Here is a 17,481-nt window from a genome sequence, read left to right as displayed (position 1 = left end):
GCCTTGATTTTTGAGACACCTTCTTTGGTTCATACATTGTCAAAATTAAAATCTTCATCCGTGAGCGGTTCAATATTAAGAGGAACCACATAATCACCTTTCGTTGAGAAGAAATCATGGTTGATGGTTCCGGTATCGATCCCATTCAGCACGATTTGGCTCACCGGTTCATGATCATATTTATCCTCATACCCGAGATTCTGCAGGGCGCGATTCGCATTGTAGTACACATAATCCATAACCTCACGAGTCAAACCGATTTTCGTGTATATTTTTTCTGTATATATTTTTTCGATCCCAATTAACTGATCCAGCAGTTTTTCTCGCTGCTGATCTGCTTGCTTGCGTTCTTCATCCGTTAAGTCCTCGCGATACAGCCGTTGCGCCACCATTCCGGTGAAGCTTCCATGTATCGACTCGTCCTGAATAATTTTGCGAATGATCTCCCCGCTGGCAATCATGCGACCTTGTCCGGATAAGAAAACCGGATAAAAGAAACCGCTGTAAAATGAAAAGCTTTCTAAGAATACGGAAGCGCACATCGCCATATAACGCTTGAAGGGTGTCACATTTTCCTTCTTATCGTAAAGCTGATTGTACCAATACGCAATCAAGCGGTATTTTTCCTGCAATTCCGGCTGTCGATCCACCCATTCGCCGAGATAATAATCGGTTTCACGCGATGAAATTAGGGTTGAAAAAATGTGCGAATACGATTTCGCATGAATATGTTCCATCATCCCCATCCAGGCAAAAACGGCTTGTTCATGCATGTTATCATGGTGGATGGCAACAAGCGGCATTCCGTTGTCCCCTTGCTCACGATCAAGACCGGTCAGTCCGGATAACACTTCGACATAGACTGCCCGCTCATCCTCTGTCATGTTCGACCAATCGGAAAGGTCGCGCGATACTTTAAATGCCTCTTCTGTCCAAAACTGGTTAATATTTTGTTTCCAGTAAACCTTTGCAATTTGATTATCATTTCGATTCCAATTAATTGCCTTCATAAAAAATTCATCCTCCGTACTGTCAGCTGCTTGACTCCAGTATCATTTGGATCACAAATGTATTCACACCGAGCAGGCGGTGCATTCTTCAGGTGAAAGAAGCTGCGTTCTTGTATAGTAAAGCGACTTTAGCCCCTTTTTATGTGCATAGACATACAGACGTGCAAGCTGCCTTGTGCTCGTCATACTGTCGACATACAGAATTGTCGAGATTCCTTGGTCGACATGCTGCTGGATTTCAGCGATCAGGTCGATCACGCGATACTGATTGGTCTGATACGCCGATTTATAGTACCACATCGTCTGCGGTGACAAGAACGGCATTGGATAAATTGTTTCACTATTCCCATATTTGCGTCGTTCAATGACGTTAACCACCGGCATAACCGAACTGGTTGCATTCTGCACGTAACTGATCGATTGTGTTGGTGCAACCGCTAGGCGATAAGCATTGTATAAGCCGTGGGTTGCAACCTTGTGCTTAAGCTCGATCCATTCCTCAGTCGTCGGAACAGGAATGCCCTTAAACAGTTCTTGAACGCGCTCTGTTTTTGGTCGGAAATCGTCCTGTTCATATTTTTTAAAATAGGAGCCGTCTGCATAATCGGTTTTTTCAAATCCCTTGAAGGTTTCTCCGCGTTCTTTTGCAATCACCATCGATTTTTCAATTGAGTAGAAATTTACGAGCGAGAAGAACGTCCGTGCAAAATCACGCGCTTCTGCTGATTCGTAAGCGATTTGGTTCTTCGCAAGATACCCATTCAGATTCATGGCCCCTAACCCGACCGAGTGCAATTCGCGATTAGCCAGGCTGACGCCGGGTGCATTAGGGATTTCCGTCATGTCGCTGACCTTGGTCAGCGCAGCAATACCGGAATGAACGGAGTCGCGTACTTTGCCGGATTCCATTACATTAACAATATTTAAGGAGCCAAGAATACAGGAAACGTCACAACGAATATCATCTGGGACGCTGTAGTCGTTAATCGTTGAGGTCTCCTGCAACTGGAAGATCTCTGTGCAAAGATTGGACATTTTGATGTCGCCAAGACGATGAAGCGGATGATTTTTATTGGCATTGTCTTTATAAAAAATATAGGGATAGCCGGACTGCATCTGCATTTGAGCAATCAAATTCAAAAATTCACGAGCATCGGCACTTTTCTTTTTGACTGCTGGATTGGCAACGAGCTCATCATACATTTCGTCCATATTCATGTCGTCCAAGTGCTTGCCGTATGCCTTGTAGACGGTGTAGGGCGCGAACATGAAAAACGTTTTCCCGGCCTCAGCAAGTTCAAAGAACTTTCCAGGAACGATCAAACCAATGGACAAGGTTGACAGGCGAATGTCTTCATCAGCATTTTCTTTCTTCGTATCCAAAAATTCCGGAGCGTCCATGTGAAAAATATTCAGATAAGCCGCGCCTGCACCCGGACGCTGTCCCAGTTGATCTGCATAGGAGAACCCAAGCTGAAGTTTGCGTGCAACTGGTATAACGCCTTTAGCCACACCTTCTACACCTTTAATCGCTTCTCCGCGCGCACGAATCTTCGAAAGGTTCAAAGCAACGCCACCGCCGATTTTCGACAGTTGCTGCGAGGTGCTCTCAATGTAGTTGATCGAATTGAGCGAGTCGTCGGATTCAAGCAAAAAACAGGAAACCATTTCACCACGCCGTGCTTTTCCCGCATTTAAGAACGTTGGCGTGGCCGGCTGATAGCGCTGCTCCATCATCGCATGCATAAATCGCTCAGCGCGTGCATAATTTCCTCCAGAAAGGAATAAAGCAACAATCGAAACCCGTTCAGCGTAGTTTTCGAGATAGTGAGATTTGTCATTGGTTTTCATCGCATAGTCACGATAAAATTTACTTGCAGCCATGTAGGATTTGAATTGGAAATGATAGTCTGAAGCGATTTGATGCAGTCGTTCAATCTCTTCTTCACTATATTGTGCAAAAACATCGTAGTAATAATATTCGTCAACCAAATAGTGCAGCCGTTCAAGTATTCCCGGGAAATGAATCGTTTTTTCATGAACTTCTTCCATATAGACCCGGATCGCCGCTTGGTCTTTTTCCAAGCAGTAAAAACCGTCTTCTCCACGAGTCAGCACTTCATTATTTAATTCAGTATAGGACTTTGATTTGATCGCTTCGTTCGGCAAGTGCCTTCACCCTTTCTTGAAATTCCGCGACATCTTCTGCTGTGCCGCCCAGTTCAAACTTATATAGAATAGGAACATGGTAGCTTTTCGATACAACATCTGCCGCATGAGCAAAATTATGCCCCCAGTTCCTGTTTCCGCTAGCAGCGACCGCAACGAGATAATTTCCGTTTTTCATTAAAAACGCCTTAACGGTTTCCGGAGCGTCACCGAAACCGATTGTATTCGTGACGAGCACAAACGGTTCCTGAACACGGTCCACACTGCTGATTGGCTGGTGAGATAGGCCGGTCTTGCCAAGAAATCGTTTGACATTCCCCGTCATGGTTTCGTATAAAATCAGCAATTCGGGCGCATCTCCTTTACTATGTAATGAAAATGAAGAACCACATCATTTTACTACATACTGTATTATATTAAATACAATACCACAATATATTGTGGTATTTCAACGATTTTATACCAGAATATATTGTGGCTGATTGATCAGGTCTGATCCTGTTTTTTAAAAACTATCTTTTATCATAAGCCATGTTCCGATGCGTTTCAATATGTCTCTTCCTGCATCAAACCGTGAGCCTGCTCACTTCATTCGAAAATGCGCGGTTTTAAGGGGAAAAGGCTCCCCAAATTTGTCGAGAAATTTTTTCGGTTGTCCCCCATCAATGATCCGGATTCTGTGAATCTTCGTTCCCCTTGATTGGAGTAAAGGTCCGCCGTTCACGTAATGAATCCTCACGGCGAATCGTTCGCTGCGCCGCCATCTTTGCCAAGTACTCCTGAACATTAAAGGGGATTTTTCCGCGTCGATCCGTTTTTTCATAGTGATTATCGCTTCCTAGAACGCGCGTTTTGATATTGTCGCGCATCATCAAATCAAACAAATCGATGATGGTCTTTTTGATCTTTGCATTCTCAATCGGAAACATTAATTCAACGCGTCGATTTAAATTTCGAGGCATCAAGTCAGCACTGGCCAGATACACAAGTGTATCGCCGCCGTTACCGAACATATAGATCCTGCTATGCTCCAGGTAACGGCCGACAATCGAATGTACGTCAATATTCTCACTGACGCCGGGAATCCCTGTGCGCAGGCAGCAGATGCCGCGGATGATCAGTTGAATCTTCACACCGGCTGCTGAAGCGCGGTACATGGCCTTAATCATCCCTTCATCAGACAAAGCATTCATTTTAGCGCGAATAAATGCTGGTTTACCGTCCTGTGCATTTTTAATTTCATTATCAATCAAATCCATCAAGGTATCGCGCAACCAAAGTGGTGCCATGACTAATTTATGGAAATAAGGCGGTTCTGAATAGCCGGAGAGCATGTTGAATACGTTGGATGCATCAATCCCCATCTGCTCATTGCAAGTCAGAAGACCCATATCTGTATAAAAGTGAGCGGTAATATCATTATAGTTTCCCGTTCCAAAATGCATGTAACGCTTAATCCCGTTTTCTTCGCGTCTGACGACAAGCGCCATTTTGCAGTGAGTTTTCAGACCAACAAGTCCGTAAATAACATGACATCCCGTTTTCTCCAATTTCTGTGCCCAGTTAATGTTATTTTCTTCATCAAAACGTGCTTTCAGCTCAACCAGTACCGTTACCTGTTTGCCATTTTCAGCAGCTTTTTCCAAATAACGGATGATCGGAGAATGCCCTGATACGCGGTAGAGCGTCATTTTAATTGCCAGCACCTGCGGATCCCTTGAAGCTTGGCGAATCAATTCGATCACCGGATCAAAGGATTCATACGGATGGTGAAGAAAAATGTCTCCCGCGCGCATCGCATCAAAGATCGAATGCTCAAGCAATTCGTACTGAATAAATGGGCGATTCGCTGAATAGACCATATCGCCGGGTGCTTCAATTTTTCCCACTAATTTGGAAAGAAAAGTTAAATCAATCGGTCCGTTTACGCGATAGACATTTTCTTGACTCACGGAAAGACGGTCGAATAATTTAGCGATTAAGCGGTCACTGATTCCTGCCTCGACATCAAGATGAATCACATTGCCGCGCTCACGCAAACGGAGCTGCTTCTCAATTTCCTTAAGCAGATCTTCCGTATCCTCCTCATCAACCTCCAGATCCATATCACGAATAACTCTGTAACACGCCGATTCAATGACATCAAAGCCGACAAACAGCTGATGCAAATGTCGGCGAATAATGTTTTCTAGCAGAATGAAACTGGTATGTCCCTCTTGATCCGGCAGTTTGACAACGCGCGGTAGAACATTTGGAACCTGTACCGTGACAAACTCACGATGCTGGATTTGACTGTTCTTTTTATGAATGAATGCAGCGATATTAATGCTTTTATTCAAGATCAGCGGAAACGGGCGTGACGAATCGACGGCCATCGGTGTCAGAACCGGATAAACTTCACGGTTGAAGTAATGGTCGATAAAATCGAGTTGTTTTTGCGCCAATTCATCGACGTCCAGAATATGAATATTTTTCTCATCAAGGAGCTTCTTCAGCATCCGATTATACGTGGTATACTGTTGGGCAATCATATGGTGGGCAGCTGTACTGATTGCAGCAAGCTGCTGTTCCGGCTTCATTCCGGAAGGATCCGGTTTATCATAGCCAACGTTAACCATGTCAATTAATGATGCCACCCGTACCATAAAGAATTCGTCTAGATTGCTTGCGGTGATCGACAAAAACTTTACCCGTTCAAGCAGCGGATTATCTTTGTCTCTTGCTTCCTCAAGAACCCGCTCATTAAAAAGCAACCAGCTCAGTTCGCGATTGCTGAAGTACTCCTGTCGATCGAACTGTTCCATGACAACCACCTACCCTCTTAAAATCGGTTTCAACCCAAAAACTTCTTCAAAATAGGCTGACTTATCATTAAACGTCTGCTTTTCAAGCGAGAGATCATCATCAGAGCGCGCCGTGATCGTCACTTGATCCTTTTTCAGTGATACGGCAATCCGTTCTACCTTCTGCTGCCTGCTGTCATCAAGTGCATCCGCAATACGAAGCAGCGCAGCAAGTTTTGCAGCAGCCAGCCTGCTTGACTCCGGCAGCTTACGAAAAGCTGTGTTATTAATAGAAGGCGTTTCAGCACTATGATAACGGGCAATCGTGGCAACAAGATCGCGTTCCAGTTCTGAAATGCCGATAATCTCAGATGATTGGATGATGTAATAGGAATGCACATAATGCGCATTCATATCAATATAACTTCCGGTGTCCTGCAGAATTGCCGCAAGCTGAAGCAATAGCCTGTCCCGCTTGTCCAGTCCATGAAGCCGGCGCAAACGATCAAACAGGTGCAGCGCAAAACGTTCAACGACCATAATGTGCTTTGGATCGCAATTGTAGCGATCCGCAATATTGCGTGCGGATACAATGATATCCTCTGTAAACGAATGATCCAGCACCTTTTTGCGCATCTCAAGCAGTTCATGCACAATCAGTCCATCAGCTAGATCAGCTTCGGACAAAATAATACTTTTTGCACCGGTAAGCTCAAGCGTCTTTTTCAAGATCATCACCGAAGGCAGCAATTGTGTTGCCGATTCAAAGGGAACTTTATATTCCTTCGCAAGAATTTGGGGGGGAATCTTCAGAATATGGCGATAGAGTTCAACAAAACGTTCCCTCGTTAACGTATCGATACGGCCGCCCAGAAACATATGTTTAAACGAGCGCAGTTCTGTACCAACAAGCACGAACTTTTGTACTTTAACCTCTTTAGGTGCGAACTGATGGTACCCGTCAACTTTGCTGCGGATATAATCTTCCATAATTTCTACATAATCGCCTGTTTTACTTTCGAGATCGCCGAGCAGTTCGCGAATACGCAGCGGTCCAAGCTTAATATTCCGTGAAAAAACAAAATGACCTGCATTATATACCGTCAGCTGCATGCTCCCTGAACCAATGTCAATCAGCATTGTTCCTTTTTGGATGAGTTCATTAAATCGATCCGAATTATAGGCAACCGCCTGATTATGTAAAAAACGTTCCTCAGCATTCGCTAGCCATGTGAGATTTAATCCCGTTTTAATCCGAATTTGTTCTTTAATATACTCTGCGTTGCGTGCTTCTTTGACGGAACTTGCCGCGACCGCACGATATTCTCTAACGCCGTAATCATTCATGATTTGTACAAAACCTGCTAATTGACGGCAAGCCTGATCAACCGTATTGAATTCGATCATTTGATGATTGTAGATATCTGCCCCAATCGAAACGTCAGCCTTCACATAGTCAACAAGCGACATTTTTGTCAAATCGGCAATCTTTAGTACCAGTGTCTGCAGCCCAACCGTAATCGAAGCGAAGAGTTTATGATTCGCCATCGTCCTCACCCCACAACTCACATGTTCTCTATTTCCATTTTTTTAGCACTTAGTATTTATTATACGGCATATTTCATTGTATATGAGAATCCAATTAAATTCTTCATAATAAATTTACGTTGCGACTTCCGCAGGACGCGGTGACTTCTGCGTTGTGCACAGGATGTGCACGCCCTTAGCAGAAGTTCCTTTTACAATAGCGAAAGTTCATTTTGCTCTGTACGCGGTTTTGATTCATCACCTTGTTGACGCTTCGGTTACTCGCTTGCCACGGGCGCACCGCGAGCCTCCTCAGACAGGGCAGGAATCTGCGGGGTCTCTGGCACGCTGATCCCGCTGGCGCCAGAGCACCTACGCTTTGATTTTTAGTCAAGATACTGGTCTATTGGTTTGAGGATGGGTAAAATCTTACACTTCCTTATCCTGCAAAAAAGAAGGTGTCTCAAAGGTCAATTGACTTTTGAGACACCCTTAAAAAAACATCTATTTTTGGGATTAAGCACGAAGATGCGCGCTTCTGAATCGCCCGCGGTCGCGATCAGTTGATGCGAGCAATCGGAGCGCACTATAAATCCAACACCCTTTTAGAACGGCCGCTTGCATCATACGCTTGCTCATTCGTTTAGTTTAGTACGGACAGTTTCTTGTCCAAGTACAGATCAACAGCGGCGGCTGCGCGACGTCCTTCTTCGATTGCCCAGACGATCAGGCTGGCACCTCTGCGCGCATCGCCCGCAGCAAAAATACCGTCTTTACTTGTCTGATAACGAATCGTGTCTGCCTCAATCACGCGTCCGGATGAATCCCGTTTTACATCAAATGCGTCAAAGACTTGATCCTCCGCGCCTTGGAATCCAATTGCAATGAGTACAAGATCCGCGTCCCATGTTTTATGATCATCTGTATCCTTTGCATCTTTTTTAAAGGAGCCTGTAAGTAGCTCTTTCACATGACCGTTATCGTTGCCCACAAATTTTTTCGTCTCCACATAGTATTCACGTGGATCATTGCCGAGTACTTCTTCAGCCTCTTTGTATGCATAGTCCACAGAAAAAACATTCGGGTGTTCCGGCCAAGGATTGTTTTCAGCACGTTTTGCAGGCAGTTTACCGTGTTTGCCAAACTGAACGACACTTTTGCAACCTTGACGAATCGCGGTAGCCACGCAGTCCTCACCGGTATCTCCACCGCCAATCACGATCACATTTTTACCTTTGGCATCAAAATCATCGGCCAGTGGTTCCCCATAGAGCTGGTTGCGGTTGCTCGCTATCAAATAGTCCATAGCTGGAGAAATACCTTTCAAGGCTCTGCCTTCGAGCGAAACTTCGCGATGCTTGCCGGCGCCCGTGCAAAGAATCACTGCGCTATACGCTTCTTTTAACGAAGCCACACTGATTGTATTTCCAACATTTGCATTCGTTTCAAAATGAATCCCTTCGTCTTTCAATAGCTGCACACGACGATCAACAACATCCTTCTCAATCTTCATGCTCGGAATGCCATACATCAACAAACCGCCGGGACGATCAGAACGTTCAAAAACGGTCACCTCATGACCAATCTTATTCAGCTGATCGGCGCAAGCGAGACCGGCCGGTCCGGATCCAATCACAGCGATCTTCTTTCCGGTACGCCGTTTCGGCGGCTTGGGTACGATCCAGCCTTCTTCAAAGGCGCGGTCAATAATTGCCCGCTCAATTGATTTAATGGAAACCGAATCGCTGACAAAACCTGCAGTGCAGGAACCTTCACATGGCGCAGGACAAGCTCTTGAAGTAAATTCAGGAAAGTTATTTGTCTTAGCCAAACGTTCATAAGCTTCCTTCCACAAGCCATGATAAACGAGATCATTCCATTCCGGAATCAGGTTGTGGATTGGGCATCCGGTTGTTCCTCGATTAATCATCGTGCCGATTTGGCAATACGGAGTCCCGCAATCCATACATCGCGCCGCCTGCTTTTTCACTTCTTTTTCCCTTAACGGAATCTTATATTCGTTCCAGTCACGAACACGCTCAACCGTTTTGCGTTCGCTTTGATTTTTTTTCTCTATATTCATGAAACCCATTAATTGTCCCATGGTGTCCACTCCATCCTTTCAAAATTTATCCGTAGCATCAATTCGCTCGTATCTTTAAACCGTGAGATATGTGGAAGTACGGACGCTTAATTTTCCTTCTTTCTTCAAATAAAACGCCTCTTCCTTAGCCTGTTCAGCATCTAAGCCTTGTGCTTCATATCGCTCGATTTGTTCAAGTATCGCTTCATAATCGCGCGGGATTATTTTGATGATCCTTTGAATGGACATTTTCCAGTTTATGAGCGCCTGTTCTGCCTTTGGACTTCCGGTGTGATCGAGGTGGTTCTTAATCAATTCATAAACCTCTGTTTGTTCCTTTTGGTCGGTAAGCGGCTCAATATTCACCATTTCCTTGTTAATCCGATGAATCGTTTGATCTGGTGCACCATCAGGAAGAATGTAAGCAATACCGCCCGACATGCCAGCCGCAAAATTACGCCCAATCGAACCGAGCACGACAACTTTACCGCCGGTCATATACTCGCATCCATTTTCACCGACACCTTCAACAACAGCCTTTGCCCCACTGTTGCGCACGCAGAAGCGTCCTCCTGCAGTACCGCGTACATAGGCTTCACCACTGGTTGCTCCAAAAAGCGCCACATTTCCCATCATTGCTTGGGAGTCTGTATCGACACCAATAATTTCTTCTGACTTGATGATGACTTTACCGCCGGACAATCCTTTGCCAACATAATCATTCGCATCACCGGTTAAAATCATGGTTACACCTTTTGGGAGAAACGCAGCGAAACTCTGTCCCGCACTCCCAGTAAATGAAAGGGTGATCGTGTCTTCCGGAAGCCCCTTGCCACTGGTAGAGCGCGAGATGAAGTAACCAAGCGTTGAGCCAACGGTTCGATCTGAGTTTCTCAACTTATATACCAATTGGATCGGTTTCTTATTTTCAATCGTTGGTAAGCAGGTTGCGACCAGATTGCGTTCATCGAAGCGTCGATCAACATGATGTTCCTGGGCGCGCGCGAAGAATCGTTTCGATACATCGCTTTCCGCTTGATAGAGCAGGTCGGACAGATCCAAAGTACGTGCTTTCCAGTGATTGTGCACTTCTTTTTTGATCCTTAGAAGATGCGCCTGACCGATGACCTCATCCAGTGAACGATAACCAAGATCCGCCAACTGCTCGCGAATATCGCGGGCGATAAAGGTCATAAAATGAACAATATGCTCCGGACTGCCCATAAAATTCTTGCGCAGTTCCGGGTTCTGTGTCGCAATGCCGACCGGACACGAATCCAAGTGACAAGCACGCATCATAACACAGCCGAGCACAACAAGTGGTGCGGTTGCAAAGCCAAATTCTTCAGCACCAAGGCAGGCTGCGATCAGAACATCGCGGCCGCTCATTAATTTCCCATCCGCTTCAACGCGGACGCGATCGCGAAGACCGTTTTTCATTAAGGTTTGATGTGCTTCTGCCAATCCGATTTCCCAAGGCAGACCTGCATGCTTAATACTTGTTTTCGATGCTGCGCCTGTTCCACCGTCATGACCGCTAATTAAGATCACATCAGCCTTGCCTTTGGCAACACCTGCAGCGATTGTACCAACTCCGCCTTTTGCCACGAGTTTGACGCTGATTCTTGCTTTTGGATTACTTGATTTTAGATCATAGATCAGCTGTGCTAAATCTTCAATTGAATAAATATCATGATGCGGCGGCGGTGAGATCAAGGCCACACCGGTCGTCGCATGACGGGTGCGGGCAATCCACGGATAAACCTTTCCGGCAGGAAGCTGCCCGCCTTCGCCCGGCTTTGCGCCTTGCGCCATCTTAATTTGCAGTTCATCCGCTTCTGATAAATAGTAGCTGGTTACACCGAATCGTGCAGAAGCAACTTGTTTAATGGCACTCCGGCGCCAATTGCCGTTCTCATCGCGGGTGAATCGTTCTGCATCCTCGCCGCCTTCACCACTGTTGCTCTTGCCTCCAATTCGATTCATGGCAATTGCCATTGCTTCATGAGCTTCTTTGCTGATCGACCCGTAGGACATCGCTCCCGTTTTAAACCGCTTGAGTATTTTTTCTACCGGTTCGACTTCATCGAGTGGAATCGGTTTGTGATCGCGCTCAAAAGTGAGCAGACTGCGGATCGTTGAAAAGGGTGCATGATCGACCATATTTGCGTAATCTTTATACAATTTATAATCATTTGTACGTGCCGCTTGCTGCAAGGTATGCACAATCAGCGGGTCAATTTTATGTTGCTCTCCCCCTTGGCGCCATTGAAGCGTACTCCCCGGATCAAGCGGCTTCATCTCCCCGTGATCAAGTTCCTTAACGGCCGTCTCATGACGTATACGCATTTCCTGTTCAAGTTCCTCTAGACCGATACCGCCGATTTGTGAGACCGTTCCGGCAAAGTAACGCTCGATCAAACGACTGGATAACCCGAGCGCTTCAAACGTTTGTGCACCGCGGTAACTTTGAATCGACGAAATGCCGACTTTAGACATAATTTTTACGATACCGGCAACCAGTGCTTTAATATAATTCTGTTCTGCTTTTTCCTCATCCAAGTCAAGATGATCTTCCTTAATCAAAGCGTGTACCGATTCAAGCGCCAGATATGGATGAATCGCATCGGCGCCGTATCCGAGCAGTGCAGCAACCTGATGACTGTCTCGCGGTTCGCCTGAATCAACAATTAAACTGATATGCGGCCGCGTTCCCTGTTCAATCAGATGATGATGGAGCGCACTGACCGCAAGCAGCGACGGGATCGCAAGATGTTTTTCATCAACACTCCGATCTGAGAGAACGATCAAATCAGCGCCTTCATGAATCACTTCATCGACATGAAGAATCAGCTGGTCAACGGCTTTGAGAAGACCAAACGCACCATTATTTTCCGGATAGGTCAAATCAACCGTTTTTGCTTTTAACGCCTGGTGAAACAGATCTTGAAATGCTCTTCGATCAAGAATCGGGTGTTCGAGTCGAATTTGCGAGGTTACATGCTTGAGCGGATCAAGCAGACTAATTTGTGGCCCAAGCCATGTAATTTTCGACATCACTCGCGCTTCGCGAATCGCATCAATCGGCGGGTTCGTCACCTGTGAAAACCATTGTTTAAAATAATCGAATAATAGCTGAGATTTATTTGACAATACCGCCAGCGGGGTATCGTTTCCCATCGACCCGGTAGGCTCTTTACCTTGCTCAGCCATGGGTTGAATTCCCTTGGTCACATCTTCATAGGTATAACCAAATACTTTTTGCTTGAAAAGTCGTGTATCGTCTGAAAACAGCGGTGCTTTCCCATTGTCTCGATTCAGCTTCACAACCGATTTTTCCAGAATATTCTTATAATCAGCTGAAGCACAGACTTCCTTCTTCAATTCATCACTTGGAACGATACGCTGCTTCTCCGTATCAATGAGCAGAAGCTGCCCTGGCTTCAAATGACAGCGCTGTTTGATGTTTTCCGGTTTTAGATCGGCAACACCGACCTCCGAAGAGAATACAACCTTGTCGTCATTGGTGATATAGTAACGTGCGGGACGCAGACCGTTGCGATCCAGAATGGCTCCGATTTGTTTACCGTTGCAGAAACCAAGCGCCATCGGCCCATCCCACGGTTCCATTGTTCTGCTGGTAAATTCATAGAAATTACGAAGATAGTCGGGCAGCTCACTGTCACCTTCCCAAGGTTCCGGAACCATCATCATGACGGCATGCGGCAGCGAAAAACCATGGTAAGTTAAAAATTCAAGCACATTATCAAAAATTGCAGAGTCGCTGCCCTCAGGATCAATGATCTGCGGCAGTTTCCCGCCATCCAATCGTTTCGCTTTCGCATTAAACCAGCTCATATTGCCGCGAATCGTATTAATTTCTCCGTTATGGACAATCATTCGGTTCGGGTGGGCACGCTCCCAGCTTGGAAATGTATTCGTGCTGTAACGGGAATGCACTAAAGCAAGCGCCGAAACGAAACGTTCATCCTGCAAATCCGTATAAAAAGCCGAGACCTCTTTGGCACGCAGCATCCCCTTGTAAACCAAGGTTTGGCTGGAGAGGCTGGCAACATAAATTTCATCTGTTAAATTTGCTTCAATTGCTTTTCTCAATAAATATAATTTAGAATCCAGTGCCGCACCTGCATCTTGATTGGCCGTACCAATGAACATTTGATACATGTATGGGGCCTTACTGCGCGCCAATGCACTGATTTCATTTTCGTCAACCGGAACATCGCGTTCCCCATAAAGTCTCAAATTTCGCGCGGCAATGCACGCTTTAATTTTTCCAATCGCAACCATACGGCTTGAACGGTCTTGAGGCATGAAAAACATACCGACGCCGTAGTGTCCTGCAGGAGGAAGATCAAAGCTGCATGCCTCTTGAAAGAATCGATCAGGGACTTGTACCAGTATTCCGGCTCCATCACCTGTTTTTCCGTCTGCAGCTTTACCTGCACGGTGATCAAGCCGCGCCAGCATTTCCAGCGCTGTTTTAACGATTTCGTTGGATGCTCGCCCCTTAATATCCGCATACATGCCAATCCCGCAAGCATCATGTTCAAATTGCGGACGATAAAGTCCTTCCGGTTTCTCTCTCGTCAGAGCTTTGCTCATCATAAACCTCATCCTTCCTTCTGTTCGCAATCACCCATCACATCTGTGTGAGTTTTCTGAATTCGATCATTCTATCTCTTTATAGGCCAAAAGTTTTGTGATTCAATTTTACTCTTTCATTATCGATCTTTACAATATATAATTTAGAATAAATTAATCTCATTTTTAGATGAATGAAGGTTGGATGATGGAATTAAGACAGATTTACTACTTTATGGAAGCTGCAAATCGAGAACATATCACGCAGGCCTCCGAGGCACTGCACGTGGCCCAATCAGCGATCAGCAGGCAGATTGCATTGCTTGAAGATGAACTAGGTGTTCCGCTTTTTTCGCGAAAAGGAAGAAACATCCAGCTAACAAAAGCGGGCAAAATCTTTCTTGAGCATGCGGAACGAGGAATCGGCGAATTCGAAAAGGCCGAACAGAAGATCAAAGAATACCTCAATCCCGAAACAGGATTGATCCGTCTCGGCATTTCAACCAGCCTGTCTGTTCATACGCTACCTATTGTCCTGCAAAAATTTCACAGCATCCATCCAGGCATTGATTTTCAGTTACATCAAGGGACTGTGCCCTATTTAATTAAATTAATCAGCCAAGGCAGCATCGATCTGGCCTTTGCTTCACCTGTACCCAAACATCATGAACGGATACGGAGCAGCATCCTTTACACGGAACGAATGGTGCTTCTCATGCCGAAACGGCATAAAAAAGCCGGACAAGGACCGATTGCGTTAAGTCAGTTAAAAAATGAGCGGTTTATTACCTTCAGAAGCAAGCTGTCACTGCAAGAATTATTTCGCGATGCCTGCCGGCAAGCAGGATTTGCTCCGAATATTGTTTTCGAAGGCGAAGATATGGACACGATTAAAAGTCTTGTTTCATCTGATTTTGGTATTGCTTTAATGCCTGAAAACGCTGCCGCTTACAATCTTCCGGAAACGATCGTGGCCGTCCCGCTCAGTGCGCCGAAAATCTCACGCTCTGTAGGGGTCATTCGTCCACGTGACCGCGAGCTGGCACCATCGGAACAGATTTTTTCGCAGTTTATCGATGCATTCTATGATCGACTGCACCGTTTCGGACAGTAACCGTACGTTTGCACGGTTCCCATACTGTTTTTCCACAAAATAGATACAGAAAAGGGCGTCTCAAAGTCAACTCCAGTCTTCAAGACGCCCTTTCTTCTTATTCCGTTCCGTTCTCGTTCTCTTCTTGTTGAATCCGCAAATCATGTCGGCGCCGCGAATCCTCGCCAACCTGTTCATCGGCGTGATACGACGATCGTGCGAGCGGACCTGCTTCGCAATGTTTGAATCCTTTCGCCAATGCGATTTCCTTAAGTTCCGCGAACTCTTCCGGTGCGTAATAGCGTACCACATCCAAATGTTTTCGCGTCGGCTGCAAGTACTGGCCAATGACCATAATATCCACATGATTGGCAAGCAGATCATCCATTGTTTCAACAATTTCTTCTTTTGTTTCGCCCAAGCCAACCATGATGCTTGATTTCACGGGCGTATTCGGACTCAGTTCCTTCACACGCTTCAATACAGCAAGTGAGCGATCATACGTTGCAATCGCCCGAACACGTTTGGTCAGTCTCCGAACGGTTTCGATATTATGATCAAAGATATCCGGTTTCGCATTCATCAGAGTCAGAAAGCTTTCATCGTCGCCTTTCATATCCGAAGGAAGAACCTCAATGGTACAATAAGGCGCTTTTCTTCGAATGGCACGAATCGTTTCGGCAAAAACATACGCCCCGCCATCCTTCAAGTCGTCACGAGCAACCGCAGTAACAACAACATGTCGCAAACGCATTTTAACGACCGAATCAGCAACTCGTTCCGGTTCACGCAGATCTAGCTCGGTCGGTCTTCCTGTTTTCACCGCGCAAAATCGACATCCGCGCGTACAAACATCGCCAAGAATCATAAACGTCGCGGTACGGCGCGTTGCCCAGCACTCATGAATGTTCGGACATTTTGCTTCTTCACAAACCGTGTGCAGTCGTTCCGTTCGCATCAACTGTTTGATTCCTCGGTAATCTTGATTCGTATTCAGCCGAATTTTCAGCCATTCCGGTTTTCTGACGTAGGTTCCATGTTTGTTCATGTATCTTCCCCCTCTTTTCTTAGATGAGTCGGCCGATCGCGCTTCTCATCTGGATCGATTCCAAGCATCCGTTTCATATTTATTCTTCGCACGCTCGCGAACCGTCTGCTCTTCTTCATCAGTTAATACGAGTTGGCGAAGGTTTATGTTCAAGCCTTTTTCAAAACCATGATAAAAAGCTGTTTTCACTTCCTCCAGTGTCACTTTTCGCCCAAGCAGTTCTTCGAGTGCTGCCGCCTTGCCTGTAAACGCCCGCTTCGCTCGCTCTTTCAGACGCGGATTGGCATAGGAGAAGCAATCAAACAGTTGATCCGTGTTGACACTGATCGGGATCGATCCATGTTGAAGGATCATGCCTCGCTGCCTTGTTTGTGCACTTCCAGCCGCTTTTCGTCCCTCAACAATTAATTCATACCAGGAAGCTTCTTCAAAACAAACCGGCGAATGCGTGCCGATCCGTTTGTCCTCAGGAATCGCCAGATCGGCATTCAGTGCTAATGCTCTGAATCCCTCAAGCAACCCCCTCGACAAAACCCGGTAGGCGCCGACGACGGAATGCGGCATGTCCGGATAATCTTCGGGAATCACCACGCTGTAGGTCAATTCGTCATCATGCAGAACCGCCAGTCCTCCTGTCAGTCTGCGGACACAAGCAATGCCATGTGCTGCCGCACCATCAAAGTCGATTCTTCCCGCTGTTTTTTGAAAATAGCCAATCGATAAACCGGGAGGATCCCAGCCATAGAAGCGGAGCACCGGGTTTTTTCTTCCTTTTTCGCCGCATTCGAGCAAATACTCATCTAGGGCCATATTATAGGCTGGTGAATGGATCCCGGAGTCAATAAAATACCATTCCTGCTTATTCATCTGTACCTATCCCACCTTTGTTGCCAACCTTAGAAAACAGCCAAAATGGATTGTTCTTTTTCTCGTCATCGTGTTTCTACTGATGTTAACGCTATCATTTTCTGAGAAAGAGGTTGTATAGAATTGGGCTTCAATGTGTCATACTGCATAAGTACTTTTTATACTCCTATACTGAACTGCAACAAGAAATATCATAACAAGAAATTCACAAAATTGCACGTTTTGAAAGCCGCACGGAATCTTTTCAAATGCGTGTATCTCACCCGCCCATATGATACACTAATAGGATACGAACGAAC

General features: G+C 45.8%; 10 protein-coding genes. 1 reads left to right on the top strand and 9 read right to left on the bottom strand.

Features of this window, described 5'->3' with window-relative positions; genetic code table 11:
• Positions 1–29 precede the first annotated feature (29 nt).
• The 7 genes from nrdF to gltB form a co-directional block, all read right to left on the bottom strand.
• Positions 30–1,010: a class 1b ribonucleoside-diphosphate reductase subunit beta gene (nrdF, locus tag AA84_RS0103345; protein WP_028976017.1), complete on the bottom strand. Its 981-nt coding sequence runs from the start codon at positions 1,008–1,010 to the stop codon at positions 30–32.
• Positions 1,011–1,073: 63 nt separating this feature from the next.
• Positions 1,074–3,179, bottom strand: coding sequence for a class 1b ribonucleoside-diphosphate reductase subunit alpha (gene nrdE, locus AA84_RS0103340; protein ID WP_051577795.1), 2,106 nt, complete (start codon positions 3,177–3,179; stop codon positions 1,074–1,076).
• Positions 3,142–3,525, bottom strand: a complete 384-nt coding sequence (nrdI, locus tag AA84_RS0103335; protein ID WP_028976015.1) for a class Ib ribonucleoside-diphosphate reductase assembly flavoprotein NrdI — start codon at positions 3,523–3,525, stop codon at positions 3,142–3,144. Before nrdI ends, nrdE begins: the two co-directional genes overlap by 38 nt.
• Before the next feature lie 316 nt (positions 3,526–3,841).
• Entirely contained in the window at positions 3,842–5,983 is a 2,142-nt protein-coding gene (locus tag AA84_RS0103330; protein ID WP_028976014.1) for an RNA degradosome polyphosphate kinase, read from the bottom strand.
• A 9-nt stretch (positions 5,984–5,992) separates the two neighbouring features.
• Complete coding sequence (locus tag AA84_RS0103325) at positions 5,993–7,510, bottom strand: Ppx/GppA phosphatase family protein (RefSeq protein WP_028976013.1); 1,518 nt, start codon at positions 7,508–7,510, stop codon at positions 5,993–5,995.
• A 622-nt stretch (positions 7,511–8,132) separates the two neighbouring features.
• Positions 8,133–9,593, bottom strand: coding sequence for a glutamate synthase subunit beta (locus AA84_RS0103320; RefSeq protein WP_028976012.1), 1,461 nt, complete (start codon positions 9,591–9,593; stop codon positions 8,133–8,135).
• Positions 9,594–9,647: 54 nt separating this feature from the next.
• Complete coding sequence (gene gltB, locus AA84_RS0103315) at positions 9,648–14,198, bottom strand: glutamate synthase large subunit (protein WP_037562860.1); 4,551 nt, start codon at positions 14,196–14,198, stop codon at positions 9,648–9,650.
• A gap of 184 nt (positions 14,199–14,382) precedes the next feature.
• Between gltB and gltC the strand changes: the two genes are divergently transcribed.
• Positions 14,383–15,288 carry a glutamate biosynthesis transcriptional regulator GltC gene (gltC, locus tag AA84_RS0103310; RefSeq protein WP_028976010.1) on the top strand — a complete coding sequence of 302 codons (906 nt, stop codon included), beginning with the start codon at positions 14,383–14,385 and terminating at the stop codon, positions 15,286–15,288.
• A gap of 97 nt (positions 15,289–15,385) precedes the next feature.
• Here the strand turns inward: gltC and lipA are convergent, their stop codons facing one another.
• Together lipA and AA84_RS0103300 are read right to left on the bottom strand one after the other, a co-directional pair.
• Positions 15,386–16,315, bottom strand: coding sequence for a lipoyl synthase (gene lipA, locus AA84_RS0103305; protein WP_028976009.1), 930 nt, complete (start codon positions 16,313–16,315; stop codon positions 15,386–15,388).
• 45 nt (positions 16,316–16,360) lie between these two features.
• Positions 16,361–17,182, bottom strand: coding sequence for a lipoate--protein ligase family protein (locus AA84_RS0103300; protein ID WP_028976008.1), 822 nt, complete (start codon positions 17,180–17,182; stop codon positions 16,361–16,363).
• Between the last annotated feature and the right edge of the window lie 299 nt (positions 17,183–17,481).

This window comes from Sporolactobacillus terrae DSM 11697, assembly GCF_000648615.1.
In the GTDB taxonomy this organism is placed as follows: Bacteria; Bacillota; Bacilli; order Bacillales; family Sporolactobacillaceae; genus Sporolactobacillus; species Sporolactobacillus terrae.
This window is presented reverse-complemented; position numbering and strand designations above follow the sequence as displayed.

What these genes read in the sequence shown, in the direction of transcription:
- AA84_RS0103300 (WP_028976008.1), bottom strand. Translation starts at nt 17,182, where the DNA reads ATGAATAAGCAGGAATGGTATTTTATTGACTCCGGGATCCATTCACCA.
- gltB (WP_037562860.1), bottom strand. Translation starts at nt 14,198, where the DNA reads ATGATGAGCAAAGCTCTGACGAGAGAGAAACCGGAAGGACTTTATCGT.
- lipA (WP_028976009.1), bottom strand. Translation starts at nt 16,315, where the DNA reads ATGAACAAACATGGAACCTACGTCAGAAAACCGGAATGGCTGAAAATT.
- AA84_RS0103330 (WP_028976014.1), bottom strand. Translation starts at nt 5,983, where the DNA reads ATGGAACAGTTCGATCGACAGGAGTACTTCAGCAATCGCGAACTGAGC.
- nrdF (WP_028976017.1), bottom strand. Translation starts at nt 1,010, where the DNA reads ATGAAGGCAATTAATTGGAATCGAAATGATAATCAAATTGCAAAGGTT.
- AA84_RS0103325 (WP_028976013.1), bottom strand. Translation starts at nt 7,510, where the DNA reads ATGGCGAATCATAAACTCTTCGCTTCGATTACGGTTGGGCTGCAGACA.
- AA84_RS0103320 (WP_028976012.1), bottom strand. Translation starts at nt 9,593, where the DNA reads ATGGGACAATTAATGGGTTTCATGAATATAGAGAAAAAAAATCAAAGC.
- gltC (WP_028976010.1), top strand. Translation starts at nt 14,383, where the DNA reads ATGGAATTAAGACAGATTTACTACTTTATGGAAGCTGCAAATCGAGAA.